22 protein-coding genes are annotated in these 22,893 nt (G+C 69.4%); 10 read left to right on the forward strand and 12 right to left on the reverse strand.

Annotation, left to right across the window (positions count from 1 at the left end; translation table 11 throughout):
* Positions 1 to 149: 149 nt before the first annotated feature.
* Positions 150 to 1,352, forward strand: coding sequence for a hypothetical protein (locus D7X30_RS12635; RefSeq protein ID WP_370051378.1), 1,203 nt, complete (start codon positions 150 to 152; stop codon positions 1,350 to 1,352).
* A gap of 2 nt (positions 1,353 to 1,354) precedes the next feature.
* Complete coding sequence (locus tag D7X30_RS12640) at positions 1,355 to 1,699, forward strand: DUF2019 domain-containing protein (protein ID WP_120563134.1); 345 nt, start codon at positions 1,355 to 1,357, stop codon at positions 1,697 to 1,699.
* 7 nt (positions 1,700 to 1,706) lie between these two features.
* On the opposite strand, the gene D7X30_RS12645 is transcribed toward D7X30_RS12640, so the two are convergent.
* The 6 genes from D7X30_RS12645 to D7X30_RS12670 are packed head-to-tail and all read right to left on the reverse strand — an operon-like array spanning position 1,707 to position 7,560.
* Positions 1,707 to 2,717: an MlaD family protein gene (locus D7X30_RS12645; RefSeq protein ID WP_120563135.1), complete on the reverse strand. Its 1,011-nt coding sequence runs from the start codon at positions 2,715 to 2,717 to the stop codon at positions 1,707 to 1,709.
* Positions 2,710 to 3,453 carry an ATP-binding cassette domain-containing protein gene (locus tag D7X30_RS43595; protein WP_120563136.1) on the reverse strand — a complete coding sequence of 248 codons (744 nt, stop codon included), beginning with the start codon at positions 3,451 to 3,453 and terminating at the stop codon, positions 2,710 to 2,712. The genes D7X30_RS12645 and D7X30_RS43595 overlap by 8 nt, the downstream gene beginning before the upstream one ends.
* A complete protein-coding gene (locus D7X30_RS12655; protein ID WP_120563137.1) occupies positions 3,450 to 4,196 on the reverse strand; it encodes an ABC transporter permease in 747 nt (248 codons plus the stop codon). Before D7X30_RS12655 ends, D7X30_RS43595 begins: the two co-directional genes overlap by 4 nt.
* Complete coding sequence (locus D7X30_RS12660) at positions 4,193 to 4,972, reverse strand: ABC transporter permease (protein ID WP_233591534.1); 780 nt, start codon at positions 4,970 to 4,972, stop codon at positions 4,193 to 4,195. The genes D7X30_RS12655 and D7X30_RS12660 overlap by 4 nt, the downstream gene beginning before the upstream one ends.
* Positions 4,973 to 4,991: 19 nt before the next feature.
* Complete coding sequence (locus D7X30_RS12665; RefSeq protein WP_120563138.1) at positions 4,992 to 5,690, reverse strand: ABC transporter ATP-binding protein; 699 nt, start codon at positions 5,688 to 5,690, stop codon at positions 4,992 to 4,994.
* Between the two features lie 22 nt (positions 5,691 to 5,712).
* Positions 5,713 to 7,560 (reverse strand): putative metal-binding motif-containing protein, encoded by a 1,848-nt coding sequence (locus tag D7X30_RS12670; RefSeq protein WP_147443174.1) that lies wholly within the window; start codon positions 7,558 to 7,560, stop codon positions 5,713 to 5,715.
* 208 nt (positions 7,561 to 7,768) lie between these two features.
* Here D7X30_RS12670 and D7X30_RS12675 point away from each other — a divergent pair, with 208 nt between their 5' ends.
* The 5 genes from D7X30_RS12675 (at position 7,769) to D7X30_RS12695 (ending at position 14,632) form a co-directional block, all read left to right on the forward strand.
* Positions 7,769 to 9,157 carry a TolC family protein gene (locus D7X30_RS12675; RefSeq protein WP_120563140.1) on the forward strand — a complete coding sequence of 463 codons (1,389 nt, stop codon included), beginning with the start codon at positions 7,769 to 7,771 and terminating at the stop codon, positions 9,155 to 9,157.
* Positions 9,158 to 9,162: 5 nt separating this feature from the next.
* A complete protein-coding gene (locus D7X30_RS12680; RefSeq protein WP_120563141.1) occupies positions 9,163 to 10,350 on the forward strand; it encodes an efflux RND transporter periplasmic adaptor subunit in 1,188 nt (395 codons plus the stop codon).
* Positions 10,347 to 13,463: an efflux RND transporter permease subunit gene (locus D7X30_RS12685; protein ID WP_120563142.1), complete on the forward strand. Its 3,117-nt coding sequence runs from the start codon at positions 10,347 to 10,349 to the stop codon at positions 13,461 to 13,463. Before D7X30_RS12680 ends, D7X30_RS12685 begins: the two co-directional genes overlap by 4 nt.
* 57 nt (positions 13,464 to 13,520) lie before the next feature.
* On the forward strand, positions 13,521 to 14,039 hold the full coding sequence (locus tag D7X30_RS12690; protein WP_120563143.1) for a hypothetical protein: 519 nt from the start codon (positions 13,521 to 13,523) through the stop codon (positions 14,037 to 14,039).
* Between the two features lie 134 nt (positions 14,040 to 14,173).
* Positions 14,174 to 14,632 (forward strand): DUF2267 domain-containing protein, encoded by a 459-nt coding sequence (locus D7X30_RS12695; RefSeq protein WP_120563144.1) that lies wholly within the window; start codon positions 14,174 to 14,176, stop codon positions 14,630 to 14,632.
* Between the two features lie 14 nt (positions 14,633 to 14,646).
* Here D7X30_RS12695 and D7X30_RS12700 read toward each other — a convergent pair whose 3' ends face one another.
* Positions 14,647 to 15,468, reverse strand: a complete 822-nt coding sequence (locus D7X30_RS12700) for an SDR family oxidoreductase (protein ID WP_199724255.1) — start codon at positions 15,466 to 15,468, stop codon at positions 14,647 to 14,649.
* Positions 15,461 to 17,008, reverse strand: a complete 1,548-nt coding sequence (locus D7X30_RS12705) for an NAD(P)/FAD-dependent oxidoreductase (RefSeq protein WP_120563145.1) — start codon at positions 17,006 to 17,008, stop codon at positions 15,461 to 15,463. Before D7X30_RS12705 ends, D7X30_RS12700 begins: the two co-directional genes overlap by 8 nt.
* 102 nt (positions 17,009 to 17,110) lie before the next feature.
* Between D7X30_RS12705 and D7X30_RS12710 the strand changes: the two genes are divergently transcribed.
* The gene (locus D7X30_RS12710) at positions 17,111 to 17,707 is read left to right on the forward strand and encodes a TetR/AcrR family transcriptional regulator (RefSeq protein WP_120563146.1); all 597 of its coding nucleotides are present in this window, start codon (positions 17,111 to 17,113) and stop codon (positions 17,705 to 17,707) included.
* A 7-nt stretch (positions 17,708 to 17,714) separates the two neighbouring features.
* Here D7X30_RS12710 and D7X30_RS12715 read toward each other — a convergent pair whose 3' ends face one another.
* The gene (locus D7X30_RS12715; RefSeq protein WP_120563147.1) at positions 17,715 to 18,119 is read right to left on the reverse strand and encodes a GFA family protein; all 405 of its coding nucleotides are present in this window, start codon (positions 18,117 to 18,119) and stop codon (positions 17,715 to 17,717) included.
* 134 nt (positions 18,120 to 18,253) lie between these two features.
* Between D7X30_RS12715 and D7X30_RS12720 the strand changes: the two genes are divergently transcribed.
* Entirely contained in the window at positions 18,254 to 19,123 is an 870-nt protein-coding gene (locus D7X30_RS12720; RefSeq protein WP_120563148.1) for an alpha/beta fold hydrolase, read from the forward strand.
* Positions 19,124 to 19,157: 34 nt separating this feature from the next.
* The gene (locus D7X30_RS42290; protein ID WP_199724256.1) at positions 19,158 to 19,382 is read left to right on the forward strand and encodes a transposase; all 225 of its coding nucleotides are present in this window, start codon (positions 19,158 to 19,160) and stop codon (positions 19,380 to 19,382) included.
* Here the strand turns inward: D7X30_RS42290 and D7X30_RS12730 are convergent.
* The 3 genes from D7X30_RS12730 to D7X30_RS12740 form a co-directional block, all read right to left on the reverse strand.
* On the reverse strand, positions 19,379 to 20,590 hold the full coding sequence (locus tag D7X30_RS12730) for a hypothetical protein (RefSeq protein WP_147443175.1): 1,212 nt from the start codon (positions 20,588 to 20,590) through the stop codon (positions 19,379 to 19,381). The genes D7X30_RS42290 and D7X30_RS12730 overlap by 4 nt on opposite strands.
* 309 nt (positions 20,591 to 20,899) lie before the next feature.
* Positions 20,900 to 22,390, reverse strand: coding sequence for a TonB-dependent receptor (locus tag D7X30_RS12735; RefSeq protein WP_120563150.1), 1,491 nt, complete (start codon positions 22,388 to 22,390; stop codon positions 20,900 to 20,902).
* On the reverse strand, positions 22,390 to 22,881 hold the full coding sequence (locus D7X30_RS12740; protein ID WP_147443176.1) for a hypothetical protein: 492 nt from the start codon (positions 22,879 to 22,881) through the stop codon (positions 22,390 to 22,392). Before D7X30_RS12740 ends, D7X30_RS12735 begins: the two co-directional genes overlap by 1 nt.
* Positions 22,882 to 22,893 lie beyond the last annotated feature (12 nt).

Below are 22,893 nucleotides of genomic sequence, written 5' to 3' on the forward strand. Positions count from 1 at the left end.
CGGGAGAGGGGTTGGAAAGGCTGCGAGGCCATGGAAGTGCGAGGGCATTCATGACGAGCCGGTTGGTGGTATCCGTCCTTGTCCTTGCGCTGCTCGGCGCGTGTGCGAGCCAACCTGGGCTCCGCCTTGACTTAGGGCAGGGACGAGCCATGGATTACGTGCCGCGCGCCTCCGCGCGGCCGGTGGTAGTGGATGCGGGCGCATTCGAAGATGCGCTCTCCGCTTTGGTCCTTGAACTCCCGCTCTCGCTTCGCTCAGAGCGGCAACCCTGGTTAGTTCGGGCCGCCTATCCGGCCAGCACGCCTGACGCTAGCTGGCGAAGTCTGATGCGCAGGAGCTTCGGAGGCATCTGTCGTTCGAGCCAGGAACGCGAAGGCTGTCTCTCGGTCCTCACCGACGTTTCAGCCTTGAGTGGGACGGATAGGCTGGGCGTCGCGTTGGGTCTTTCGCTTGGCCCGTTGAAGTCGAGCATCGCCAAGGCAGTGGAAGATACCTTGGCGCCGCAGCTCTTCTACACCGTCATCGCGACAGGGCTCGTTACCTGGGCGGTGCTCGCGGCCAATCCAGAGCCTGTCTTCACCAAGGCAGCCGCGATCGTTTCCGCAATCTTCCTGGTCTATCTGGGCGTGGAGACCTTCCTGACGGTGCTGGAGGCAAGTCGGGAACTGAAGAGGGCAACGGAGAGGGCGACCTCCGTCGGCGAATTGGATCAGGCGGGGCAGCACTTCGCGAATCGTGTCGGGCCCGAGGTCGCACGTGTTTTCGTTCTCGCGGTGACGGTCGTGGTGAGTCAGGGGATGTCCGGTGGCGCGGCGTCGCTGGCATCACGGCTAGCGCGAATGCCCGGCTACCCCGAGGCATCTGTGCTGGGTGCAACCCGAGTCGGAATCGAACTGGCCAACGTAGGGCAAGTGAGCGCGGTGGCTCTCACGGGCGACACCATCGTCGTCTCACTTCCCGCGACGGCGGTTGCGATGGTGGCCCGGAATGGAGCCAGATCGAACAGCACTCCCGGCGGTCCCCGGTCCTGGGGGTCGTTCAGCGGCCTCAAACGAGCCCTGGGCTCGGCGGAAGAGGGAAAGCAGTGGCACCACATCGTCGAGCAAACACCGGGTAACGTCGATCGGTTCGGGGCCGAGGCCATCCACAACACCGAGAACGTTATTCAGCTGGAACAAGGACTGCACAAAAGGCTGAGTGGATTCTATTCATCGATTCAGCAAGAAATCACCGGCTCGCGGAGCCTGACGGTGAGACAGTGGTTGAGCACGCAGTCCCTTGGGGCTCAGCGCGATTTCGGCCTGCAGGCCATCGAGAAGATCCAGAAGCGAATCTGGGGAGTCTGGAAGTGAAAATGGAGAAGCTCGTGGAGGCGTTCGCCCTGCATGCGGCGGCCCAGAATGATGCGATCCGGCAGGGGGATGCGAAGACTGCGAACAAGCACGCCAAGAAAGTGAACGAGACGTTCGACAAGCTGTGTGCACACGGGAACGCGGGCCGGGATGCGCTCGCGGCCCTGTTCATTCATCCGCGCATGGATGTCCGGGTCAAGGCGGCGGCCTTCCTCCTCCGCCATCGAACGGATGAAGCCACGACTGTTCTCAACGAGGCTGCTCAAGGGCAGGATCTCGTTGCGTTCGCTGCCTCCGAGGCTTTGAAGCGTTGGGCGGAGGGAACCTGGGGGCTGGACCCAAAGTAGAGGCAGCTCAGTCCTTCCAGAGGATCTTCCACGGGTGCTTGCGCAGGTCCGTGACCAGGGTCTTCAGCTCGTCGTAGAGGGCCGGGTCCTTGAGCAGTGCGCCACCGGTTCCCTGACCTGAGTCGAGCTGTCCGAGGATCCGGTCCGCCTTGGTGGCGATCTGCTCCAGCTGGCCCGCCGCCGCTGTGAAGCGCTGGAGGGCCAGCTTCACCTGCTGGCCGTCCTCGGGCGTCAGTGGGCCGGTCACCGCCGCCAGGCCATCCAGGGTCGTTCCGGCGGACTTCGTCAGGCCGGGGAGATCCTTTCGCATCAGGGCCGCTACCGCGGAGGCGTCGTCCAGGAGGCGCGCTCCCTTGCCTCCGGGCTGCATGGACTCCTTGGCCAGTTGTGCGAGCTGCCTCAGATCCTTCGACGCCGCCGACAGCTCCGTGGCCAGGACCTTCACGTCGCCTTTGTTCTCCGTCAGGACCTCGTCCAACGTCCTCGCCAATCGCGACACGTTGGCGGCCAGGCCCGTCACGGCCTCCGGGTCCTTCTCCAGCATGTCCGACAACAGCGTCACGAACTTGGACAGCTGCTCCGACAGCAGGTCCAGGCGCGGCGCATCCACGCCTCGGAGCGCTGCTTTCTCCGGCAGCGGCGCGTCCGCGTTGCCTGGGTTCAACTCCAGATAGGGCTCACCCAGCAGGCCCACCGTTCCCACCGTCACCCTGGCGTCCTTGCGTAGCGCGCCCCTTGCCGCGGGCTCCACGGACAGGTCCATGCGGACGGGGAGGGGGAGGCCCTTCGCGTCCCTTCGGTCCGCCAGGAGATGGATGGTGTCCACCTTGCCCACCTGGACGCCTCCCAGCTTCACCGGGGCTCCCTGCACCACGTTGCCCGTGTGCGCGAAGTCCACTTCCAGCTTCGCGCCCCGGCCCAGCGTCAGCTCTCCCATCAACCAGAGCAACACCAGCACTCCCACCAGCGTCGCGAGCACCAGCGCTCCGACCTTCAACTCCAGCCGTTGCTCATCCATCCGTCGCGCCCTCCATGAACGGCGCTGTCAGCGTCCGCAGCTCCGGGGCAGGGGACTCCAGGAAGCCCTCCGGGCTCCCCAGGTACGCGCTGCGCCCCTTCGCCACCACCAGCACCCGGTCCGCGATGCCTCTCAACTGCCGGTAGTCGTGCGACACCACCAGCGCCCCCAGGCCCTGCTCCTTCAACGACGCCAACACCGCCTCCACCTGCATCGCCGCCCTCCGGTCCAAGCCCGTCGTCGGCTCGTCCAACAGCAGGTAGCGCGGCTTGAGCACCAGGGCCCTCGCGATGGCCGCCCGCTTCTTCGCCCCGGGCCCCAGCTCCGGCGGCAGCCGGTCCGCCCATTCCTTCAAGCCCACCTTCTCCAGCGCCGTCTCCACGGCTTCCTCCGGGGCGCTCGGATCCGCGAGGCGCACGTTCTCCCTCAGCGTCCTCCAGTCCAGCAGCGCGGGGCCCTGCACCAGATACGGCGCCCGGCGACGGAGCGTCACCAGCGTCCTCTCCGGCTGCGTGTCCACCCGCTCCCCGAACAGCGTCACCTTGCCGGCCTGGGGCTTCAGCAGGCCCACCGCCAGCCGGCACAGCACGCTCTTGCCGGAGCCGCTCGCTCCCGCGATGAACGTCAGCTCCCTCGTGGAGACCTGCGCGCTCAGGCCGTCCAGGACGCGGCGGCCCTGCTCGAAGGCGATCGCCACGTCCTCGAAGAGCAGCGTGTCCGGACCGGTGTCATTCACAGGCGCACGAACTGGAACGCAAGCGACACCGTCAGGTCAATCAACAGACATCCCAGACTGGCCGCCACGACGCCTTCCGTCGTGGCCTCGCCCACCGCCTCCGCGCCGCCCCGGGCGTTCAACCCCGCCACCGCCGCCGCGAGCGGGATGTACAGCCCGCAGGCCACGACCTTCAGCCCTCCGACCAGCACGTCCCACCCATCCACGTACCTCGCGTCCATGAACGCCCGGCCGTCGATGTTCAACGCCACGCTCGCCACCAGCACCGCCGACGCCGTCGCCGCGAGGGTCCCCAGCACGCTCAGGAGCGGCACACCGACCAACCCCGCCACCACCCGGGGCGCCACGAGGTCCGCGTAGGGATCCCCCGCGGACATCTCCAGCGCCTCCACCTGCTCGTTCACGCTCATCGTGGCCAGCTCCGCGGAGTGGCTCGCGCCCGCTCGCGACGCCGTCAGCAGCGCCGACACCGCGGGGCCCAGCTCGCGCACCAGCATCTCGAAGTAGGCCGGGCCCAGCACCGCCACGTTGCCGATCAGCTTCTTCGCCTGCGCGTTGGCGATCATCACCAGCACCGCGCCGAAGAAGGCCATGCCGGACATCACCAGCAACACGCTGCGCCCGCCCAGTTCGTGCACCTGCGCCAGGGTTTCACGCCACGGGATTCCCTCCCGCGCGCCCGCCCGCACCGTGCGCGCCAGCATCACTCCCGGCGCCCCGAAGAAGAGCAGCACGCGCTTCATGCGAGCACCTTCGACAGCAGCGACGTCAGCAGGAAGTCCAACAGGAAGATGGCCGCGCAGCCCAGCACCACCGCGCTCGCCGCGGCCTCTCCCACGGCGCGGGCGCCTCCCTTGGCCCTGAGCCCCACCGCCGTGGACACCAGCGAGATGGCCAGCCCGAACGCTCCCGTCTTCACCACGCCCCCCAGGAGGTCGGACGGGCTCAGCATCTGCGCGAACGTCCCGAAGAACACCCGCACCGGCAGGTCCAGCGTGAGCTTCGCCGCCACCGCCTCGCAGAGGATGGACACCAGGAACGTGAACGTGCTCAGCCCGAGCATGCTCAGCTCCATCGCCACCACCCGGGGCGCCACCAGCAGCGCGAACGGATCCAGGCCAATGCCTCGCAGGCCTTCAATCTGTCCGCCCACCTTCAGCGTGGCCAGCTCCGCCGCGTTCCTCGCGCCGATCCGCGCCGACATGATCAGCCCCAGCAGCAGCGGGCCGAACTCCCACAGCACTCCGTAGCCCGCGGCCCATCCCAGGAAGGCCCTCGCTCCGAAGCGCTGGATGTAGAGCGCCGCCTGCACCACCACGATGACGCCCGCCAGCGCCGCCGTCGCCAGCGCCAGGGGCAGCGACCCGTAGCCGAACTGCACCAGCCCTCGCGCCAGTTCGCGCCGCTCCAACCTGCGCAGGCCCCAGGCCGTGCGGCCCGCGACCAGGGCCAGCGCTCCCACGCCGCCCACCGCCTGCATCGCCGAGCGTCCCAGCCAGGCCAGGGCGGTGGTGCTCACGGGTGCTGGGACCGCGGAGTCATGCGAGGGCCTCGTCCGGCGCGCTTTCGAGCTGCGGCGCCGGGGCCCCATCGTGCACCAGTCTGCCGCTTCGCAGGTACAACCAGCGGGGCAGGGGAAGATCCACCGGCGCTTCCGGCGCCGCCACCAGCAGCGTTCCCTGGCCCGCGACCTCCAGGAGCACCCTGGCCACCTGACGCGCCGTGCCGGGATCCAGGCCCGCGAACGGATCATCCGCCAGCAGCACCGCCGGCCTCGCCGCGATGGCCCTCGCGAGCCCCGCGCGCTTCTTCATGCCGCCGGACAGCCGCTCCGGCAGCGTGTCCGCCGCGTCCGCCAGCCCCACCGAGCGCAGCACCGCGTCCGTCCGCTCGCGGGCCTCCGCTTCCGGCACTCGACGGCGCAGCAGCGGCTGCATCACGTTCTGCCGCACCGTCAGCGAGTCGAAGAGCGCGTCCGTCTGGAACACGAAGCCGAACGACGCCTGCTGTGCGCGCCGCTCCGGCGCCGAGAGCCCGGCGACGTCCTGACCGTCCCAGGTCACCCGTCCGGAGGAGGGGCGCAGGAGGCCCGCGAAGGCCTTCAGGAGCGTCGTCTTGCCCGAGCCCGAACGCCCCAGCACCAGCGCCTGCGTGCCGGGCGGGACGTGGCAGTCCGTGGGCTCCAGCACGGTCCGGGTGCCATAGCGGAGGGTCAGGGCTTCGGCGCGCAGGTCCATGGCAGCGGGAGATGGCTCCTCTTCAGGGCCGCCAGTAGATGACGGTTCCATGGTCGCCCACGACTCCGATGTTCGTGGGGGATGTCGAATCCAGGGACCGGAGCGCGTTCGTGCCTGGGTGGGCGGAGAGCCAGGTGCTTCCATCGAAGAAGAAGACGCCTCCCTGCCCGGCGGCCACGTAGACCTTGCCCTGCGCCAGGCCCTGAACGTCCAGGGCGTTGAGTCGGGTTCCCAGGTAGCTGGCCTGGGGCAAGGGGCTCCACGCCCCGCGATATCCCTGGAGCACCAGCCCATCATCTCCCGCCACGAATGCAAGGCGGCTGTTCACGACGTCCACTCCGCGCAGAGAGCCCGCGATGGGAGGGTTGAACGAATCCTCCTGCCAGGCGCTTCCATCTGAATTGGAGCGGAAGACCCGGATCGTCGACTGGCTTCCAACGGTGACAAAGCCCACGGCCATGAGCGTGTCAGGTGTCCCCAGGCCATCAATGGCTCGCAGGTTGGCCGGGACCTGGGTCACGACCGTGGGCGCATCCGGCCTGCGCCAACGCACGATGTTTCCGTTGCTCGCCACGGCGTAGAGGACGGGCTCGCTGCCTGGCTGTTCCAGCCCGACAATCCCATTGAGCATGCTGGTGTTTCCGGCTGCGACCACGGGCACGCAATCGGTGCCGGTCGGGTCTGCTGGCGTGCGGGTGGTGAGCTCTCCATTCGCGCCCGCCAGGAACACCCGCCCGGTGCTGCTGGTCCACGCCGCCTTCCAATCCCCACCACACTTGAAGGACGTCAGGGTGGTGGAGGTGGCGTAGGCAAGCTTGTTCTTGCTCGCGAACCAGGCCCCCTGGGTCCCATGCAGGGTGATGGCGTTCCAGGGGACATCCCCATCGACCTGCTGGTTCTCACGCCAGGTGAGCGTGGCGCAGGTGGCGCCCTCGTCCACGCCGCCCGCGCAGTTGTTGTCCAGCCGGTCGCAGACCTCCGGAAGCCCGTTCGCCACATAGACGGTGCTTTCGTCACAGTCGGTGGACACCGTGCTCGTGCCCGCGGGAATCGGTCCGCACGTCCGGCCCGCCTCCGCGCCCGCCTTTCCGTCGCCGTCCTCGTCCACGTAGTAAGCCGTGGGCGTGACGGTGCTGTTGCAGACGACGCCTCCATTGCCGCAGACGTTCGCGCCGGGGCACTGGGAGTCGTTGAAGCAGTTCCCGCCCACGTCGAACGACTCGTCCTTCACGTCATCGCAGTTGTCGTCCCGGCCGTCGCAGCGGAACTCCGCCTGATCAGGGTGGACGCTCGCGTCGCGATCGTCGCAGTCCCCGGTCCGGGACGCGGTCAACGCGGGGCCCTCGCAGGCCGTCACCCGTGGGGGCAACAGGCGGTTGCCGTAGTTGTCGCCGTCCGCGTCGTCGTACCAGGGCGTGGGGCCCTTGCGGTCCGCATCGCGGTCGTCGCAGTCCGTGCCCTGGTCCTCCCTGCGCACGAAGCCGTCGCCGTCCGCGTCCATCGCGCCCAGTGACAATTCCACCGGCGTGATGCCGTCCTTCGCGAGGCTCGCGGTGGCCTCCGCGGTCGCCACCCGGGCGCCCTCGCAGGACTGCTCGTGCGCCTGGGCCAGGAGCTTCACGTCGTTGCTCCAGCCGGCCTGCCGGAACACCGCCACGGACAGCGTGCCCGGAGGCGCACCGGCGGACACGTTCACGTTCGTCGTGACCTGCCGGGAAACCTCTTCCTGATCCGTGACCGTCAGCGTCACGCACCCCGGCCGAAATCCTTCGTAATGAAGCTTCACGCTCAGCGCGGCGGACTTGAGCTCATCGCCCTTGGGGCACCCCGCGAGGGTGCTCGCGAGCACAGCAACCAGGAATAAACGCATGGGGCACGCATTCTGGGGCGCGCCCACACCCGGAGTAGGGCGATGTCGCCACCCGTCGGCAATTCAACCCGAGAGCCTTCTTCCCCGACCCTTAGTCCGCTGCGCGAGGCATCGTCCAGACACGCTCCGCTCATCACCCCCCAGATGACGGCTTCCGTGTATAGGGGCCGCTGACCTTTCAACATTGGCCCGTTCCACCGCACGCCTTATGCCCACCGTCCGCCGTGCCCTCTTCGCCGCGCCCCTGGGTGCCTGCCTCTGCGCGCTGGCCCCGGACGCCTCCGCCCAGACGCCTCCGGCGCCCGCCACCGAGGCTCCCGCCAGCGCCTTCCCCAAGCCGCCGAAGCCGGACGCCGGTGCCGCGCCGCTGACGCTGGAGCGCGCCGTGGAGCTCGCCTCGCAGAAGAACGAGGCCGTGCTCGCCGCGGGGCAGACGGCCGAGGCCGCCCAGGCCCGCGTCGCCCGCGCCCGCGCCTTCTTCCTGCCCACCATTACGGCCGCTGGCACCTACACGCGGCGCCTGCGTGAGTCCACGCGCGAGGTCGGCGGACAGACCGTCGTGCTCCAGAAGTACAACGCCCTGGGCGCGGTCTTCTCCGGCCGGGTCGCCCTCTTCGACGCGCGCGGCTTCCCGCTCTACAAGGCCGCGAAGCTGGAGAGTGAAGCCTCCAAGCTGGACGCCGTGGAGACGCGCCGCCAGGTGGCCTTCAGCGCCGCCAACGCCTTCCTCGTCACCCTGGCCAACCAGCAGGTGTACCAGGCCGCCGAGCAGCGCCTGGCCTACGCGAAGCAGAGCCTGGCGGACGCGCAGGCCCGCGCCAGCTCCGGGCTCGCCAGCACCAACGACGTCACCCGCGCGGAGCTGGAGCTGGCCACCGCTGAATCCAATCTCGCCGCCGCCCTGGGCACCGCGGAGACGAGCCGCCTGGAGCTGGGCTACCTGCTCGTGGAGCCCGTGCAGGGGGAGCTCACGCCGCCGGAGCCGCTGCTCGCGGACGCAGTGCGGCCCACGCCGCCTTTGGATTTGCTCACGCAGGGGGCCACGGACCGGCGGCCGGACATCCTCTCCGCGCGCCTGCGCGTGCGCTCGCTACGGGAGAGCGCGAAGGAGCCCCTGGCGCGACTGCTGCCGTCCCTGGGCGCGAGCGCGCAGTACCGCCTCACCAACGAGGCGGGCCTCAACGGCAACGTCGGTGATGGCTTCCTCGCCCTGGACCTCACCTGGACGCTCTTCGACGGCGGCACCCGCTACGCGGAGCGCGACGAGCGCGTGGCCATCGCCAACGTCGCGGAGCTGAACACCCAGGCCGCGACGCGCCGCGTGCCGGTGGACATCGAGCAGGCGAGGGTGAATCTGGAGACGGCGCGGGCCGCGCTCGCGCAGAGCGAGCAGGCGGCGAAGGCGGCGCGGAAGAACGCCGCGGAAACAGGCATCCTCTACCGCCAGGGCCTGTCCACCGCGCTCACCCTGGCGGACGCGTCGCTCAGCCTCTTCGAGGCGGAGGTGGCGCTCGCCCAGAACCGCTATGGGCTGGGCGTGGCGCTGTTGGGCCTGCGGGCCGCTGTCGGACTGAATCCACTGGGGAAGGAACCGTGAAGGCAATGCAACGCACTGGAGTGCTGGCCCTGTCGCTGGCCGTGCTGGCCCTGGCCCCTGGCTGCAAGAAGGACGCGCCCGCGCAAGGCGGCAAGGGCGCGGGCCGGGGCCCCACCCAGTTCCCCGTGGAGGTCGCGCCCGTGGAGGCGCGCGACGTGGAGTACGCGGTCAGCGCCGTGGGCGCGGTGGAGGCCTTCGAGAGCGTGCAGATCACCGCGCGCGTCCCGGGCGCCCTGGAGAAGGTGTCCTTCGCGGAAGGCCAGACGGTGAAGAAGGGCGACACGCTCGCGGAGATCGAACCCGCGCGCTACGCCATCGCCGTGCGCGCCGCGGAGGCCGCGCTGCAGAAGGCCCAGGCCGCGCTGGTGGAGGCCAAGGCCGGCGCCCAGCGCCGCGCGGAGGTCAACGCGCAGAGCCCGGGCCTCCTGCCCGCAGAACAGCTGGAGACGTACCAGGCCCGCGCCGCCACCGCCCAGGCGGACGTGGCGGCCGCGAAGGCGGCGTTGGATCAGGCGCAGCTCAACCAGCGCGACGCCTACGTGCGCGCGCCCATGGACGGCATCCTCCAGACGCGCACCGTGCAGACGGGCCAGTACGTGCAGCCGGGCGTGGTGCTGGCCACGCTGCTTCGCCGCGAGCCGCTGCTCCTGCGCTTCAACGTGCCCGCGGCGGACGTGACGCGGATCACCCCGGGGATGCCCGCGCGCTTCACGGTGCGCTCGGATGGCGGGGCGTACGAGGCGAAGATCACCTACGTGTCCGCGAGCGCGGACGCGCAGAGCCGCATGGTGGCGGTGACCGCGGAGGTGACGGGCGAGGCCGCGCAGAAGCTGCGCCCGGGCGCCTTCGCCACGGTGAGCGTGCCGGTGGAGTCGCGCGGGGACAGCCCGGTGATTCCGCAGACGGCCATCCGCCCCAGCGAGCGCGGCTTCCTGGCGTTCGTGGTGACGGACAACAAGGCGCGCGAGCGCATCCTGGAGCTGGGCCTGCGCACGCCGGACGGCCGGGTGGAGGTGAAGGAAGGCCTCAAGCCCGGTGAGACGCTGGTGGTGCGCGGTGCGGAGGCCCTGCGCGACGGCGTGGCCGTGCGCGTGGAGCAGGAGCGCCCGAAGCCGAAGGTGGGCGGTGAGCAGCCCCCGGCAGAGGCCCGCGGCGACACCAAACCGAACGCGGGCGCTGAGGGCCGGCCATGAGCATCACCGACGTCTGCATCAAGAAGCCGGTGTTCGCCTGGATGATCATGGCGGCGACCATCATCTTCGGACTGGTGGCGGCCCAGCGCATCGGTATCAGCCAGTTCCCGGACGTCGACTTCCCCACCATCAACATCTCCGTGTCGTGGGAGGGCGCCAACCCTGAGGCGGTGGAGTCGGACGTCGTCGAGTTCATCGAGGAGGCCGTGACGCAGGTGGAGGGCGTCAAGAGCATCACGTCCTCCGCGCGCCAGGGCAGCGCCAACATCACGGTGGAGCTGGACCTGTCGCGCAACGTGGACCTGGCGCTGCAGGACGTGCAGACCAAGGTGAGCCAGGCCCAGCGCCGGCTGCCGCTGGACATCGATCCGCCCGTCGTCTCCAAGTCCAACCCGGAGGACCAGCCCATCATGTGGCTGGGCGTGGCCGGGCCCTTCTCCCAGCAGGTGGTGAGCGACTTCGCGCGCTACCGCGTGAAGGAGCGCCTGCAGACGGTGCCCGGCGTGGGCGAGGTCATCCTGGGCGGCCTCCTGGAGCGCAACGTGCGCATCTGGGTGGACGCGCAGAAGCTGGACGCGCACGCGCTCACCGTGACGGACGTCATCGCCGCGCTCCAGCGCGAGCACGTGGAGTTGCCCGCCGGCCGCATCGAGACGCAAGGGCGCGAAGTCAACGTGCGCTTCATGGGCGAGGCGCTGGACCTGGAGACCCTGGCGAACGTGGCGGTGCGCGAGGAGAACGGGCGCACGGTGTACCTGCACGACGTGGCCATCGTGGAGGACGGCTTCGAGGACGAGCGCCGCCTGGCGCGCGTGAACGGCGAGCCCGCCCAGGCCATGGGCATCAAGAAGCAGCGCGGCGCGAACGCGGTGGCGGTGGCCCAGGCGGTGCGCGAACAGCTGGCGCAGCTCCAGAAGGAGCTGCCGGAGGGCATGAGCGCGAGCATCAACTTCGACTCGACGCAGTTCATCGAGGAGAGCGTGCACGAGATTGAATTCGAGCTGTTGCTCGCGTGCATCCTCACCGCGTTCGTGTGCTGGGTGTTCCTGGGGTCGCTCTCCAGCACGCTCAACGTCGTGCTCGCCATTCCCATGTCGCTGTTGGGGACGGTGGCGGTCATCTACTTCCTGGGCTTCACGCTCAACACCTTCACGTTGCTGGGATTGGCCCTGGCCGTGGGCATCGTGGTGGATGACGCCATCATGGTGCTGGAGAACATCTTCCGGCACGCGGAGGAGGGGAAGGACCGGGTGCGCGCCGCGCGTGAAGGCACGGCGGAGATCACCTTCGCGGCCCTGGCGGCGACGCTGGCGGTGGTGGCCATCTTCCTGCCCGTCGTCTTCATGAAGGGCATCATCGGCCGGTTCTTCCTCCAGTTCGGCGTCACGCTGTGCGTGGCGGTGCTCCTGTCCTACGTGGAGGCCATCACCCTGGCGCCCGCGCGCTGCGCGCAGCTGCTCAAGACGTCGCGCGAGCACCGCAGCCGCATAGGCGTGGTGGTGGACAAGGCCTTCTCCAAGCTGGAGGCGCTGTACGCGCGGGCGCTGGGCTGGGGGCTGGTGCGGCCCTGGCGCGTGCTGCTGGTGGCGGTGGCCATGCTGTTCCTGAGCGCGTTCGCGTTCAAGGCGCTGCCGGGCGAGTTCGTGCCGTCGCAGGACCAGGGCCGCATGTCCGTGCGCCTGCAGACGGCGGTGGGCAGCAGCCTGCAGGAGACCAACCGCCTCTTCAAACGCGCGGAGGAGTTCGTCGCCAGCCGTCCGGAGGTGACGCGCGTGTTCGTGGTGGTGGGCGGCGGCGGCAGCGGGTCCGCCGTGAACTCCGGCAACATGAACCTGACGCTGGTGCCGACGGATCAGCGCATGTCGCAGGCGGAGTTCGCGCAGGTGCTGCGCAAGGAGCTGAACAGCTACCCGGGCCTGCGCGCGGTGGTGCAGGACCTGTCCCAGGCGGGCTTCACCGCGCAGCGCGGCTTCCCGGTGGAGTTCAGCGTGCGTGGGTCGGACTGGGACAAGCTGGTGGAGGCGAGCCAGTCCCTGCGCGAGCAGCTCCAGTCGTCCGGCAAGGTGGTGGACCTGGACACGGACTACCAGCTGGGCCAGCCGGAGCTGCGCATCACCCCGGACCGCGCTCGCGCGGCGGACCTGGGCGTGCCCATCCAGGTGGTGGCGTCCACGGTGAACGCGCTGGTGGGCGGCGTGCGCGTGGGCAAGTACAGCAGCGGCGGGCGGCGCATCGACGTGCGCATGCGGCTGTTGGCGAGCCAGCGCTCGCGGCCAGAGGACCTGTCGCTGCTGAAGGTCCGGACGTCGAACAACGCGCTGGTGCCGCTGTCGTCGCTGGTGACGCAGGAGGAGCTGCCCGCGTTGCAGGCCATCACCCGGCGCGACCGTGAGCGCGCCATCAGCCTCTTCGCCAACGTGGCGCCGGGGTCGAATCAGGAGGAGGCGCTGGCCACGGTGGAGTCCCTGGGCAAGGATCTGCCCGGCGGCATCCGCGTGGTGGCGGGCGGCGCGAGCGTGGCGTTCCGCGACTCGATGAGCAGCCTCATCTTCGCGCTCTTCATGGGCATCGCCGTCGCGTACATGGTGCTGGGCGCGCAGTTCAATTCGTTCCTGCACCCGGTGACGGTGCTCACGATCCTGCCCCTGTCGGTGGCGGGCGCGTCGTTCGCGCTGCTCATCACGGGGAACACGCTGAACATCTTCAGCATGATCGGCCTGCTGCTCTTGATGGGCATCGTGAAGAAGAACTCCATCATCCTGGTGGACTACGCGCTCCAGCAGCGCGAGCTGGGCGCGGACGCGATGCAGGCCATGCTGCGCGCGGGCCCGGTGCGCCTGCGGCCCATCCTGATGACGTCCACCGCGACGATGATGTCCGCGGTGCCTGCGGCGCTGGCGCTGGGCGCGGGCAGCGAGACGCGCGCCCCCATGTCCATCGCGGTGCTGGGCGGCCTGTCCGTGTCCACCGTGCTCAGCCTGCTCGTGGTGCCCGCGTTCTACGTCGTCGCGGACCGCATCAAGACGCGGTTGGGCAACCGGTTCAGCAAGGGGAAGGGCGGGGACGACTCGCCCGCCGCCCACGAGGAGCCCCGGCCGGTGCCGCACGGGTAGGGTGCTGGTCAGGTTCCTGGAGACATCGCGTCCTTCCGCGCCACTCGGGAGGACGCCATGGGAGACCCACGCAATCCACAGCGGGCACAGGAGACCTGGAACGCGGAACGCCTTCGCATCTCGGAGGTGGAGCTGCGGGCCCTGGCCCCGCTCGTCACGCTCTCCGGCGGCTGGGCCTGGCATTTCATGGCCCCGCCGCACGAAGAGCTGAAGATCGATCACGACCACAAGGACGTGGACCTCTTCGTCGCGCCGGAGCGCTTCGCGGAGCTGATCCAGGTGCTGACCGCCCGGGGCTTCGCGCGCATCTGGACGCGGTTTGATGCGACGTCCACGAACTTCTACCGGTACGCGAAGTACCTGGAGGGCGCGAAGGTCATCCTGGACGTGTTCGTCCGGAACGTGCCGTCCGTCCAGGTGGGCGACATGCGCGTGGTGGAGCCCGCCACGCTGCTGACGTTCTATGGCGACATCCACAGCACGGATGACTGCGTGTCCGTGCTCGCGGCCCGGAAGCTGCTGGCGCGGGGCATCAGTCCCATTGGACGGAAGGAGCTCGTCACCCGGCCCCGCTGAGGAACTGTCTCAGCGGCGGCCTGACTGCCCGCGCGCCCCTGGCGCTGGTGGACGATGCCCGCGCCCTGGCACATGCGCAGCGTCTTCGGAACACGGCCCCGCCTTGGGGGCCCTGAACCTTCGGAGACGCTGCCATGGCCACGCCTGTTCCTCCCGACACCCACGCCGTGCCCGTCAAGGGGCGCGACGAGTCGCTCGATCTCCAGCCCTTCCTGGACGAAATCCAGGGGGACGCCGTCATGCACAGCCAGGGCCTGGAGGCCCGGGAGGCGGCGAGCGCGGTGTTCTGCTCGCTCGCCCGGCGGCTGTCGGATGGCGAGGACGTGAAGCTCTACCGCGCGCTGCCCGGCGGGATCGGCGCCATCCTGGGGGCCTGCTCGGTGCACCGGGGACCTTCACGCGCCAAGCGCATTGGCCGTGATGAGCTCATCACCGACGTGGCGGACCACCTGAACATCAAGCCCGACCAGGCCTTCCGCGTCGTCACCGCGGTGTTCACCGCCGTGCGCGACCGCATCCCCGAGGAAGAGGTCGCCGCCGTGACGTCGCAGCTGCCCGCCGACCTGGGCGACCTGTTCCGCAGACCTGTCTGACAGTCGGACAGGTTTCAGGCCCGCAGGCGCGAGGCGAGCAGCTTCCAGTACGACACGGGGAAGACGCGGGCGAGCATCGCCAGCGCCACGGCGTCCTTGCCCACGAGGATGCGCTGCTCGCGCGCTTCGACCCCTCGCACGATGATGTCGCCCGCGGCCTCCGCCGGCAGCCGCAGCATCTTCTGGAACGACTTGCGCCGGCGGGTGACCTCCTCGGCCGTCGCTCCGGAGGGGACCCGGGCGCTCGCGGCGATGGACGTCGCGACGCCGCCCGGGTGCACCACGGTGACGCCCACGGTGGTGCCCTCCAGCTCGTGGCGCAGGCCCTCGGAGAAACCGCGGACGGCGAACTTGCTCGCCGCGTAGGCCACCTGTCCCGGCGGGGCCACCAGGCCAAAGACGCTGGAGAGGTTCACCAGCCGCGCGTCGTCGCTCTGGCGCAGCAGGGGCAGGAAGGCGCGGCTCAGGCGCACCACGCCCCAGAAATTGATGCCGAACAGCCACTCGAAGTCGTCGCCGCTCACCTGCTCGAACGAACCTCCGAGCGCGACACCCGCGTTGTTGAAGAGCAGGTCGACCCCGGGATGCTCCGCCGTCACCTTCGCCGGGAAGGCTTCCACGGCCTCCTTGTCGGACACGTCCAGCCGGTGGCGGCTGATGCGCAGGTCCGGTGCTCGCGCGAGTTCTTCCGTCTCCGCGAGCCCCGCCTCGTTCACGTCCGCGAGCGCGAGGTTGCAGCCCTTGCGCGCCAGGCAGACCGCGATGGCGCGGCCGATGCCGCTCGCCGCGCCCGTGACGACCGCCGTCCTGCCTTGAAGCCGCATGCGCTCAGCCACGGACCACCTCCGCGTTGGAATGGGTGCTCACCTCCGGAAGCAGCGCCTGTCCCGAGGCGGCGCTCCCGGAGCGCTTGAACTCCATGGCTTCGTCGTCCACGCGGCCGTAGCGCATCATCACCAGGTCGCGGACGTAGTTCTGGTACAGGCGCCACGGGGCGCGCGTGCCCTGGCGGGGCAGGGACTCCAGCGCGCGCTGCACGTAGCCGGAGCGGAAGTCGAGCACGGGCTCCGGCGTCATGGACGGGCCCGTCACGCGGGGCACGCATTGTGTGTAGCCGTGCTGCTTCATGTGGTTGAGCAGGCGGCAGGTGTACTCGGCCACCAGGTCGCACTTCAGGGTCCACGACGCGTTGGTGTACCCGAAGGCCGCGACGAGGTTGGGCACGTCGCTGAACATCATTCCCTTGTACGCGAGCGTCCGTGCCAGCTGGACGGGCTCGCCGTCCACGGACAGCGACAGGCCGCTGAGGATCTTCACGTTCAGCCCCGTGGCGGTGACGATGATGTCCGCGTCCACGTGCGCGCCCGAGCGCAGCTGGAGGCCCGTCTCGGTGAAGGACTCGATGTGGTCCGTCACCATGGAGGCGCGCCCCTCGCGGATGGCGTGGAAGAGGTCGCCGTCGGGGGCGACGCACAGCCGCTCGTCCCAGGGGTTGTAGCGGGGCGCGAAGTGCGTATCGACGTCATACGTCTTGCCGAGCGCGCGCCGCACGCCCAGGCGCAAGAGCCACTTGAACAGTCCCGGCCGGCTGCGCGCGAGGCCGTAGAGGAGCATGCCGCGCAGGACGTTCTTCCAGCGCGCGACCGCGTAGGCCGCGCGCCGGGGGAGGACGTACCTCAACGCCCGGGCGACGCCGTCCTCGGCCGGTTGATCCGCGATGTACGTGGGCGAGCGCTGCAACATCGTGACGTGCGCGGCGCGGTCGGCCATCGCGGGGACCAGCGTCACCGCCGTCGCGCCACTGCCGATGACGACCACGCGCTTGCCGCCGTAGTCCAGGTCATCGGGCCACTGCTGCGGGTGCACGACGCGGCCCTGGAAGCGCTCGGTGCCGGGCCACGTGGGCGTGTAGCCGCTCGCGTAGTCGTAGTAGCCGGTGCAGGCGTAGAGGAAGCCGCACGTCATGCGGACGGGCGCGCGGTCGGGGCCCACCTCCACGTCCACGGTCCAGCGCGCGTCCACGGAGGACCACTCGGCGCGCGTCACGCGGTGGTGGTAGCGGATCCGCTGGTCGATGCCGTACTCCGCCGCCGTCTCTTCGATGTACGCCTTGATGGAGGGCCCATCCGCGATGGCCTTGCCCCCCAGCCACGGCCGGAACCGGTAGCCCAGCGTGTACATGTCCGAGTCCGAGCGGATGCCCGGGTAGCGGAACAAATCCCACGTGCCGCCCATGGCCCCGCGCCCCTCCAGGATGGCGTAGCTCAGGGTGGGGCAGCGCGTCTGCAGGTGGTACGCGGCGCCGATGCCCGACAGGCCCGCGCCGATGATCAACACATCGACGTGCGAGGACGGCTCGGCGGAGGACAGGGGCATCACGCGACTCCTCGTGGTACAGGAAGGTACCCAGCCTATGCGTCTGTTGAACAGAGGTAGCAGTGACGTCTGGTACCGTCAAGTACCAGCCCCGGGAGCCGCATGATGTCCCCGTCCGACCCCTCAGGCGAAGCCCCCCGGGAGCGGCTCGTCGCGGGCCTGGCGCAGGCCATCATCGAGGTGGGCTACGCCCGGCTGACCATCGCGGACATCGTGCGGCACGCGCGCGTGTCGAAGCGCACGTTCTACGAGCACTTCGAGGACAAGGACGCATGCCTGCTGGCGCTCTACGCGGCGCAGAGCGCCCGGCTGTTGGCGGAGATCCAGGCGGCCATCCAGCACGCGCCTCCGGGGGAGATGCGGGCCAGCATCGGCGCGGCCGTGTACCTCTCCAGCCTCCAGAGCCGGCCGGGGCTCGTGCGGACGCTCCTCGTGGAGATATTACATATCGGCCCGAAGGGCTTCGAGCTGCGCCGCCAGGTGATGCGCAGCTTCGCGGAGCTGATGCGGCGGGAGTTCGACGCGGCTGGCACCGGGGAGTCGCTGTCCCCGGCGATCGCCATGGCGCTCGTGGGCGGCATCAACGAGCTCATCCTGGAGGCCGTGGAGGAGGACCGCGTCGACCGGCTCTCGGAGCTGGCTGGCCCCGTCGCGGCGTTCGTGCGGGGCCTGCTGGAGGCACGGCCTCCGGTGAAGTGAACGGCGCTCAGTCCATGTGCTCCATGGGGATGCCCCGAGGCACGGCCCAGGCGTGGCTCCGCTCTTCGTAGACGGAGAAGACGGGGGCCGGGAAGGACGGATCCGAGAAGGCTCCCACGGCGATCGCCATGAGCTCCGGCTGCTGCGAGCTCACGTAGTAGACCGTCGAGCCGCACTCCGGACAGAAGTGGAAGGTGGTGGGGATGCCGCTCTCGTCGCCCTTGCGGATGAACGTCTGGGAGCGGCCCTCGATGGCGGTGATGTCTTCGCGCCGGAAGCGGGCCTGCACGCCGTACACGCTGCCGGTGCGCTGCTGACAGGCGAAGCAGTGACACATGGAGACCCGGATGGGGTCTCCCTTCAACTCCACGCGGAGCTGACCGCAGACGCACGACGCTCGACGCTGGGACATGGGCTGTCTCCTGGAAGGGGAGGGCAGTGTGTCACCCGCGCGGCCCTTCCGCACCGGCCGCGGGGCGCGGTCTTGCCCGGCCTGGATTCACATGCTAGCCGATAGGTTCTCTTGCGAAGCCGCTCACGGAGGCCATGGCACGCTCGACTCCGCATCGCATCTCCTGCGCCGATGGCTTCGAGTTGCATGCCACGCTGCACAGCCCGGAGGGTCCTGTCCGGGGTGTGGTGCTGGTGCATCCCGCCACGGCCATACCCGCGAGCATGTATTTCGCGTTCGCCGCGCGGCTGACGGACGACGGCTTCGCGGTGGTGACCTACAACTACCGGGGCGTGCACCCGTCGGGTGTGGCGAAGCGGACGCGTGCCGGGTTCCTCACCTGGGCCGACCAGGACGTGGACGCGGTGACCCGCTGGGCGGCGGAGCAATACCCGGGGCTGCCGGTGCTGGCCGTGGGACACAGCTTCGGCGGCCACGCCATTGGACTGAGCGCGAGCAGCCAGCAGCTCACCGCGGCGGTGATGGTGGCGTCCCAGGCCGGGAGCCTGCGGTTCATCCCGTCCATTCGGGAGCGGATGCTGGTCGCGCTGTACCTCAAGTTCATCGGGCCGCTGTGCGCACGGTTCCTGGGCTACATGCCCTATGCGCGGCTGGGGCTGGGGGAGGACGTACCCGCCCAGGCGTCGCTGGAGTGGAGCCGCTGGGCGTCGCTGCCCCGCTTCTACTTCGACGATCCCAGCGTGGACGCCGCGGCCCGCTTCCGCCGGCTGCGCATGCCGGTGCTGGCCATCGGCCTGGACGACGATCCCTGGGGGCCACCCGAAGCCATCGACCTGGTCTGCGAGCACCTCACCGGCTGCACCGTGGAGCGCCGGCAGTTCTCCCCCGCGGACAGTCTCGGCCAGGGCATCTGCCACCTGGGCTTCTTCCTCGAGCACCACTCCACCACGCTCTGGCCCACGGTGAGGGACTGGCTGCGCCGCCACGCCCCGGAGCGCGGCTGAAGGCCGTCAGCGCTTGGGGGGCGCCGCGTCCGCGATGGCGCGGGCCTTCGTGTTCGCGCCCTTCGTCTTCGTGGACACCTCGCCCCCACTCGCTCAGACCCTCCGCGCCTTCCGCCACGCGGCCTACTGCAAGCGCTGCCGCGTGGAGTGTTTCTTCAATCGCTTGAAGCAGAGCCGGCGCGTGGCGACACGCTACGAGAAGCGCGCCGCCAACTCCCTGGCGATGGCCCTCATCGCCTCCATCCGCCTCTGGCTCTAGTCCAACCGCACATTGAACAGGAGTGGGCCGTTCGCATAGACGGAGTTGAGCTTGCCCGCGGCATCCACGTAGGGCACGGGCAAGGTCGCGGACGCCCCACCTGTGACTGAAGACGGGAGTTCCAGATAGCGGAAGGTGCTGAAGTCTGTCTCCATGTGTTTCGCCTTGCCGACGCTGATGTAGAAGACGTGGAGCTTGCCACCATAGGTCATGGCTCGTGCCCGACCCACGGCGCTGTCGGTTGCCTTGTTCTCCAAATAGAGCCCGTGCCACGCGCCATCCCCATCCAAGACAGTCTCGATCCACCCTCCGATGCTATTGGGGCGGATGGATACAAGGTCGTGAAGCGTCGTGTCGTCAGCGACGATGAGGGGATCTCCGCCATACATCGTTACGGAGACGGACTGGCCGTACTGACGCGAGCTGGGAATGGTTTCGAACAGCCACCCTGCGCCGGTATAGAAGGCGTGCCTTACCTTGCTGTTTGTTGAGTCGATGTAGACCAGATGGATTTGATTTCCAGCGACAACCGCATCAATGGCGGAGAAGTCAGTCGCAAGCTCAGTGGAGATCCGGCCATCCGCTCCACCTTCGCCATCCAGGATTTCGTAGTTCCAGCGATTGGCGCTGGGATCCCACCAGGCATGGCGCATACACCCGCAGGAGCGCCCAACATAGAAAACATGGGGTTGGCCGGCGTACATGACGGCCTTGATTGCATTGGACATGTGGGTCAAGGCACCGCCACTGACAACATCGCCCTCGATGCCGCCGTCGATCGTCGAGAGGACCCAATTCTGCGAACCATCCACCTTCCGGTAGCGGGACAATACGTCATAGTTGAATCCCACGAGGCCGGTGTTTCGAATGAAGAACTGGCTCACTGCGTTGCCTTCATCCAGCGCAGTCCAGGACTGCCTGTAACTCCCAATGCTGGACGTTGATGTCCCCCCGCTTCCGGTGACGGTGAAGTACGTGTGAGCTCTGGATGAGTATTCGCCGCTCCACGAATCCCGGAAGATTTCGTTCATTCCGTAAAAAACATGCAGCTGTCCGGCGTGCATGGTCGCGCCAGGTGAACCCATGATCCCTGTGTATGCATATGCGTCCGGCTGGGCCAGGGTTGACGACGTGTACGGCTGGGCCGCTCCCACGGATGGCAGTGAGACCAGCGCCAACAGCAATGATGCATAGAGAGTTCGGAACATCTTCTTTCCAGTTCTGGGATTGAGGTGTTTCAGGTGGCGTGGATTGACAAAGCCTGGCGTCAGGCCGACAGGCCTTGAGGGTGGTGGATGGGGGGGGCCGCGACGCACCGCTTGCCCGGGCTGGACGACGCTTCGTTCAGGGCGAAGCACGTCACGCGCTGGAGCGCAGGTCGACGGAGAAGAGCTCCGCCGTAGCGGCCGGGGCCGCGTGCATCAGGAGGACGGGAAGAACGGGGGCCTTGAGCATTCACCAAGGCATACGGAGCCACCGGTCCGGGTTGGTCACGGACCGGTGGTGTTTTGCGACGGCTAGTAGCGGAAGCCCAACTGGAACGACAGGCCGGGGTACTGATCCACGGCGCCACCGGCGACGTACGGGTCGCCCGGCTCCGGGTTGAACTTGAAGAAGTAGCGGCGCAGGTCCGCCTTCACCCTCACGTCCAGGATGCGGTTGAGCCGGTACGCCAGCGTCGCGCTGCCCGTGACGGCGCCCGCGGACATGCGCGGGAACCACGCGTCCGAGGACAGCTCGCCGGAGTCCAGCGGGTGCTGGTAGCCGAGCCGGAAGTTGAAGTCGAACTTCTCCGACAGCGCCGCCCGCACGCCCAGCCCCAGGCCCGCCGTCTTGTACTCCACGTTGGGCAGGTCCAACGGCCGCTCGCCATCCACCGCGTCGATGCGGAACGTGTTCATCCCGTACGTGCCGGTGATCTCGAAGCCGTGGCGCTGCGCCTCGCCGAAGGGAATGACGTAGCGCAGGCCCGCCTGCCACTCACGCGCCGTGGTGGGGTAGGAGACCGCGCCCGTGGAGCCCGTGGACTTCAGCCCGAAGGACTGATCAACGGCGCCCGTGATGCCCAGCCGCGCCAGCGCGCCCTTCTGGAAGGCCGCGAGCGGATACACCGTCACGTCACCCGCCACCTGGGGCGCGCCCGGCAGCGCGAAGCCGCCCACGTCCGGGCCCAGCGTGTACGGCCGCAACACGCCGAACACGTCGTCCTTGTAGCGCAGCGACCGGCCCAACAGCTTCACACCCAGCGCGCCCTCCACGATGGGCGCGGAGGCCCGCTCCTGCTCCGTGGAGACGGAGTCCTCTGTCGTCTCCGGCGCCTTCTTCTCCTTGGGAGCCGCGGCCACCGGCTTGCGGATGGGCTCCGCGGCGGGCGTCTTCGCGGGCGCGGGCGTCTCCGCGATGGGCGCCGCGGGCTTCACCGCCGGCTCCGGCTCCACCGGCGTGGGCGGCTGCGGAGGCGCCACCGGGGCGGCCTCCGGCGCGCTGGACTTCTGCAGGCCGCGCTCCAGCGCCGTCCACTGGCGCTTCACCGCCACGGGCACCAGCTTCGGCGTGGCGGGCTTCGCGGCGGCGGGCGAGGCCAGCGCCTTGCCGTCCTTGCCGTTGCGCACGGTGACGCGCACCTGGTGCTTCTTGCCCACGGTGGACGTGTCCGCCACCAGCACCGCGCTCAGGCCCAGCTCGCTCGCCACGGCGGCGGCGCCGGCGGGCTGCGTCGGATCCCGGCCCATGCGCGAAGCGGCGGCGCGCACCGCGGACTCGGGGACGATTTCGTAGCGGGCCGGACGGCGGGCCAGCTCCGCCTCCAGCGCGTCGCGCGCGGCGTCCGCGTGCGGACCGGAGGCGAGCACCGCCACGCGGCGCGCCTCCGCGGGCTGGGCCTTCTTCTTCTTCGCGGACTGCGCCGTCTTCGCGGACGCCTTCTTCGGCGCGGCGTACGCGGCGGGGGCGAGCAGCAGGGCCGCGCCCAGGAAGGCCGCGGCGGAGGCGTATCGGGTGCGCGTCATCACGGGGAGCCCGGCTTTCCGGCGACCAGCCAATCGGTGACGCACGCGGTGTCCGCGGCGTTCAGCGACGAGCCCAGCGGCATCCGCGCGCCGCAGCCCGGCGACGCCGTGAGCTTCTTCAGGAAGAAGGACTGGGACGGGTTGGCGCTGTCCGCCAGCGGCTGGGTATTGCACGCCGAGTTGGTGGTGTAGAGCCGCCCGGGGAGGCCGGACGCCTGCAGGTCCAGGCCGCCACCCGCGGACCCGTTGGAGTCCGTGGAGTGACACGACAAGCACTGCGCCTGGATGACGCTCGCGCCAGTGGTGCCGGGGGCGCAGGAGCTGGTGCCCCCGGTGAAGCGATCGGGGTCATCGAGCCCGCCTGCACAGCCGGCGGTGGTGGCGAGGAGCGCGGCCGCGAACAGCGTGGCCAGCGGGGCGCGGTACGGACGACGGGCGGCGGTTGGGTTCGCGGACAAGTCGAGCACGGGGGCAAGAGGGGAGAACGACAAGCCCCGCAGACT

Origin of the sequence: Corallococcus sp. AB011P (assembly GCF_003611605.1) — a bacterium.
Taxonomy (GTDB): Bacteria; Myxococcota; Myxococcia; order Myxococcales; family Myxococcaceae; genus Corallococcus; species Corallococcus coralloides.

Coding starts and splice junctions, on each gene's coding strand:
- D7X30_RS12710 (WP_120563146.1), top strand. CDS start 17,111: ATGATGTCCCCGTCCGACCCCTCAGGCGAAGCCCCCCGGGAGCGGCTC.
- D7X30_RS12670 (WP_147443174.1), bottom strand. CDS start 7,560: ATGCGTTTATTCCTGGTTGCTGTGCTCGCGAGCACCCTCGCGGGGTGC.
- D7X30_RS12680 (WP_120563141.1), top strand. CDS start 9,163: ATGCAACGCACTGGAGTGCTGGCCCTGTCGCTGGCCGTGCTGGCCCTG.
- D7X30_RS12730 (WP_147443175.1), bottom strand. CDS start 20,590: ATGTTCCGAACTCTCTATGCATCATTGCTGTTGGCGCTGGTCTCACTG.
- D7X30_RS12655 (WP_120563137.1), bottom strand. CDS start 4,196: ATGAAGCGCGTGCTGCTCTTCTTCGGGGCGCCGGGAGTGATGCTGGCG.
- D7X30_RS42290 (WP_199724256.1), top strand. CDS start 19,158: ATGGCGCGGGCCTTCGTGTTCGCGCCCTTCGTCTTCGTGGACACCTCG.
- D7X30_RS12640 (WP_120563134.1), top strand. CDS start 1,355: ATGGAGAAGCTCGTGGAGGCGTTCGCCCTGCATGCGGCGGCCCAGAAT.
- D7X30_RS12675 (WP_120563140.1), top strand. CDS start 7,769: ATGCCCACCGTCCGCCGTGCCCTCTTCGCCGCGCCCCTGGGTGCCTGC.
- D7X30_RS12715 (WP_120563147.1), bottom strand. CDS start 18,119: ATGTCCCAGCGTCGAGCGTCGTGCGTCTGCGGTCAGCTCCGCGTGGAG.
- D7X30_RS12705 (WP_120563145.1), bottom strand. CDS start 17,008: ATGCCCCTGTCCTCCGCCGAGCCGTCCTCGCACGTCGATGTGTTGATC.
- D7X30_RS12635 (WP_370051378.1), top strand. CDS start 150: ATGGATTACGTGCCGCGCGCCTCCGCGCGGCCGGTGGTAGTGGATGCG.
- D7X30_RS12690 (WP_120563143.1), top strand. CDS start 13,521: ATGGGAGACCCACGCAATCCACAGCGGGCACAGGAGACCTGGAACGCG.
- D7X30_RS12735 (WP_120563150.1), bottom strand. CDS start 22,390: ATGACGCGCACCCGATACGCCTCCGCCGCGGCCTTCCTGGGCGCGGCC.
- D7X30_RS12665 (WP_120563138.1), bottom strand. CDS start 5,690: ATGGACCTGCGCGCCGAAGCCCTGACCCTCCGCTATGGCACCCGGACC.
- D7X30_RS12685 (WP_120563142.1), top strand. CDS start 10,347: ATGAGCATCACCGACGTCTGCATCAAGAAGCCGGTGTTCGCCTGGATG.
- D7X30_RS12645 (WP_120563135.1), bottom strand. CDS start 2,717: ATGGATGAGCAACGGCTGGAGTTGAAGGTCGGAGCGCTGGTGCTCGCG.
- D7X30_RS12720 (WP_120563148.1), top strand. CDS start 18,254: ATGGCACGCTCGACTCCGCATCGCATCTCCTGCGCCGATGGCTTCGAG.
- D7X30_RS12695 (WP_120563144.1), top strand. CDS start 14,174: ATGGCCACGCCTGTTCCTCCCGACACCCACGCCGTGCCCGTCAAGGGG.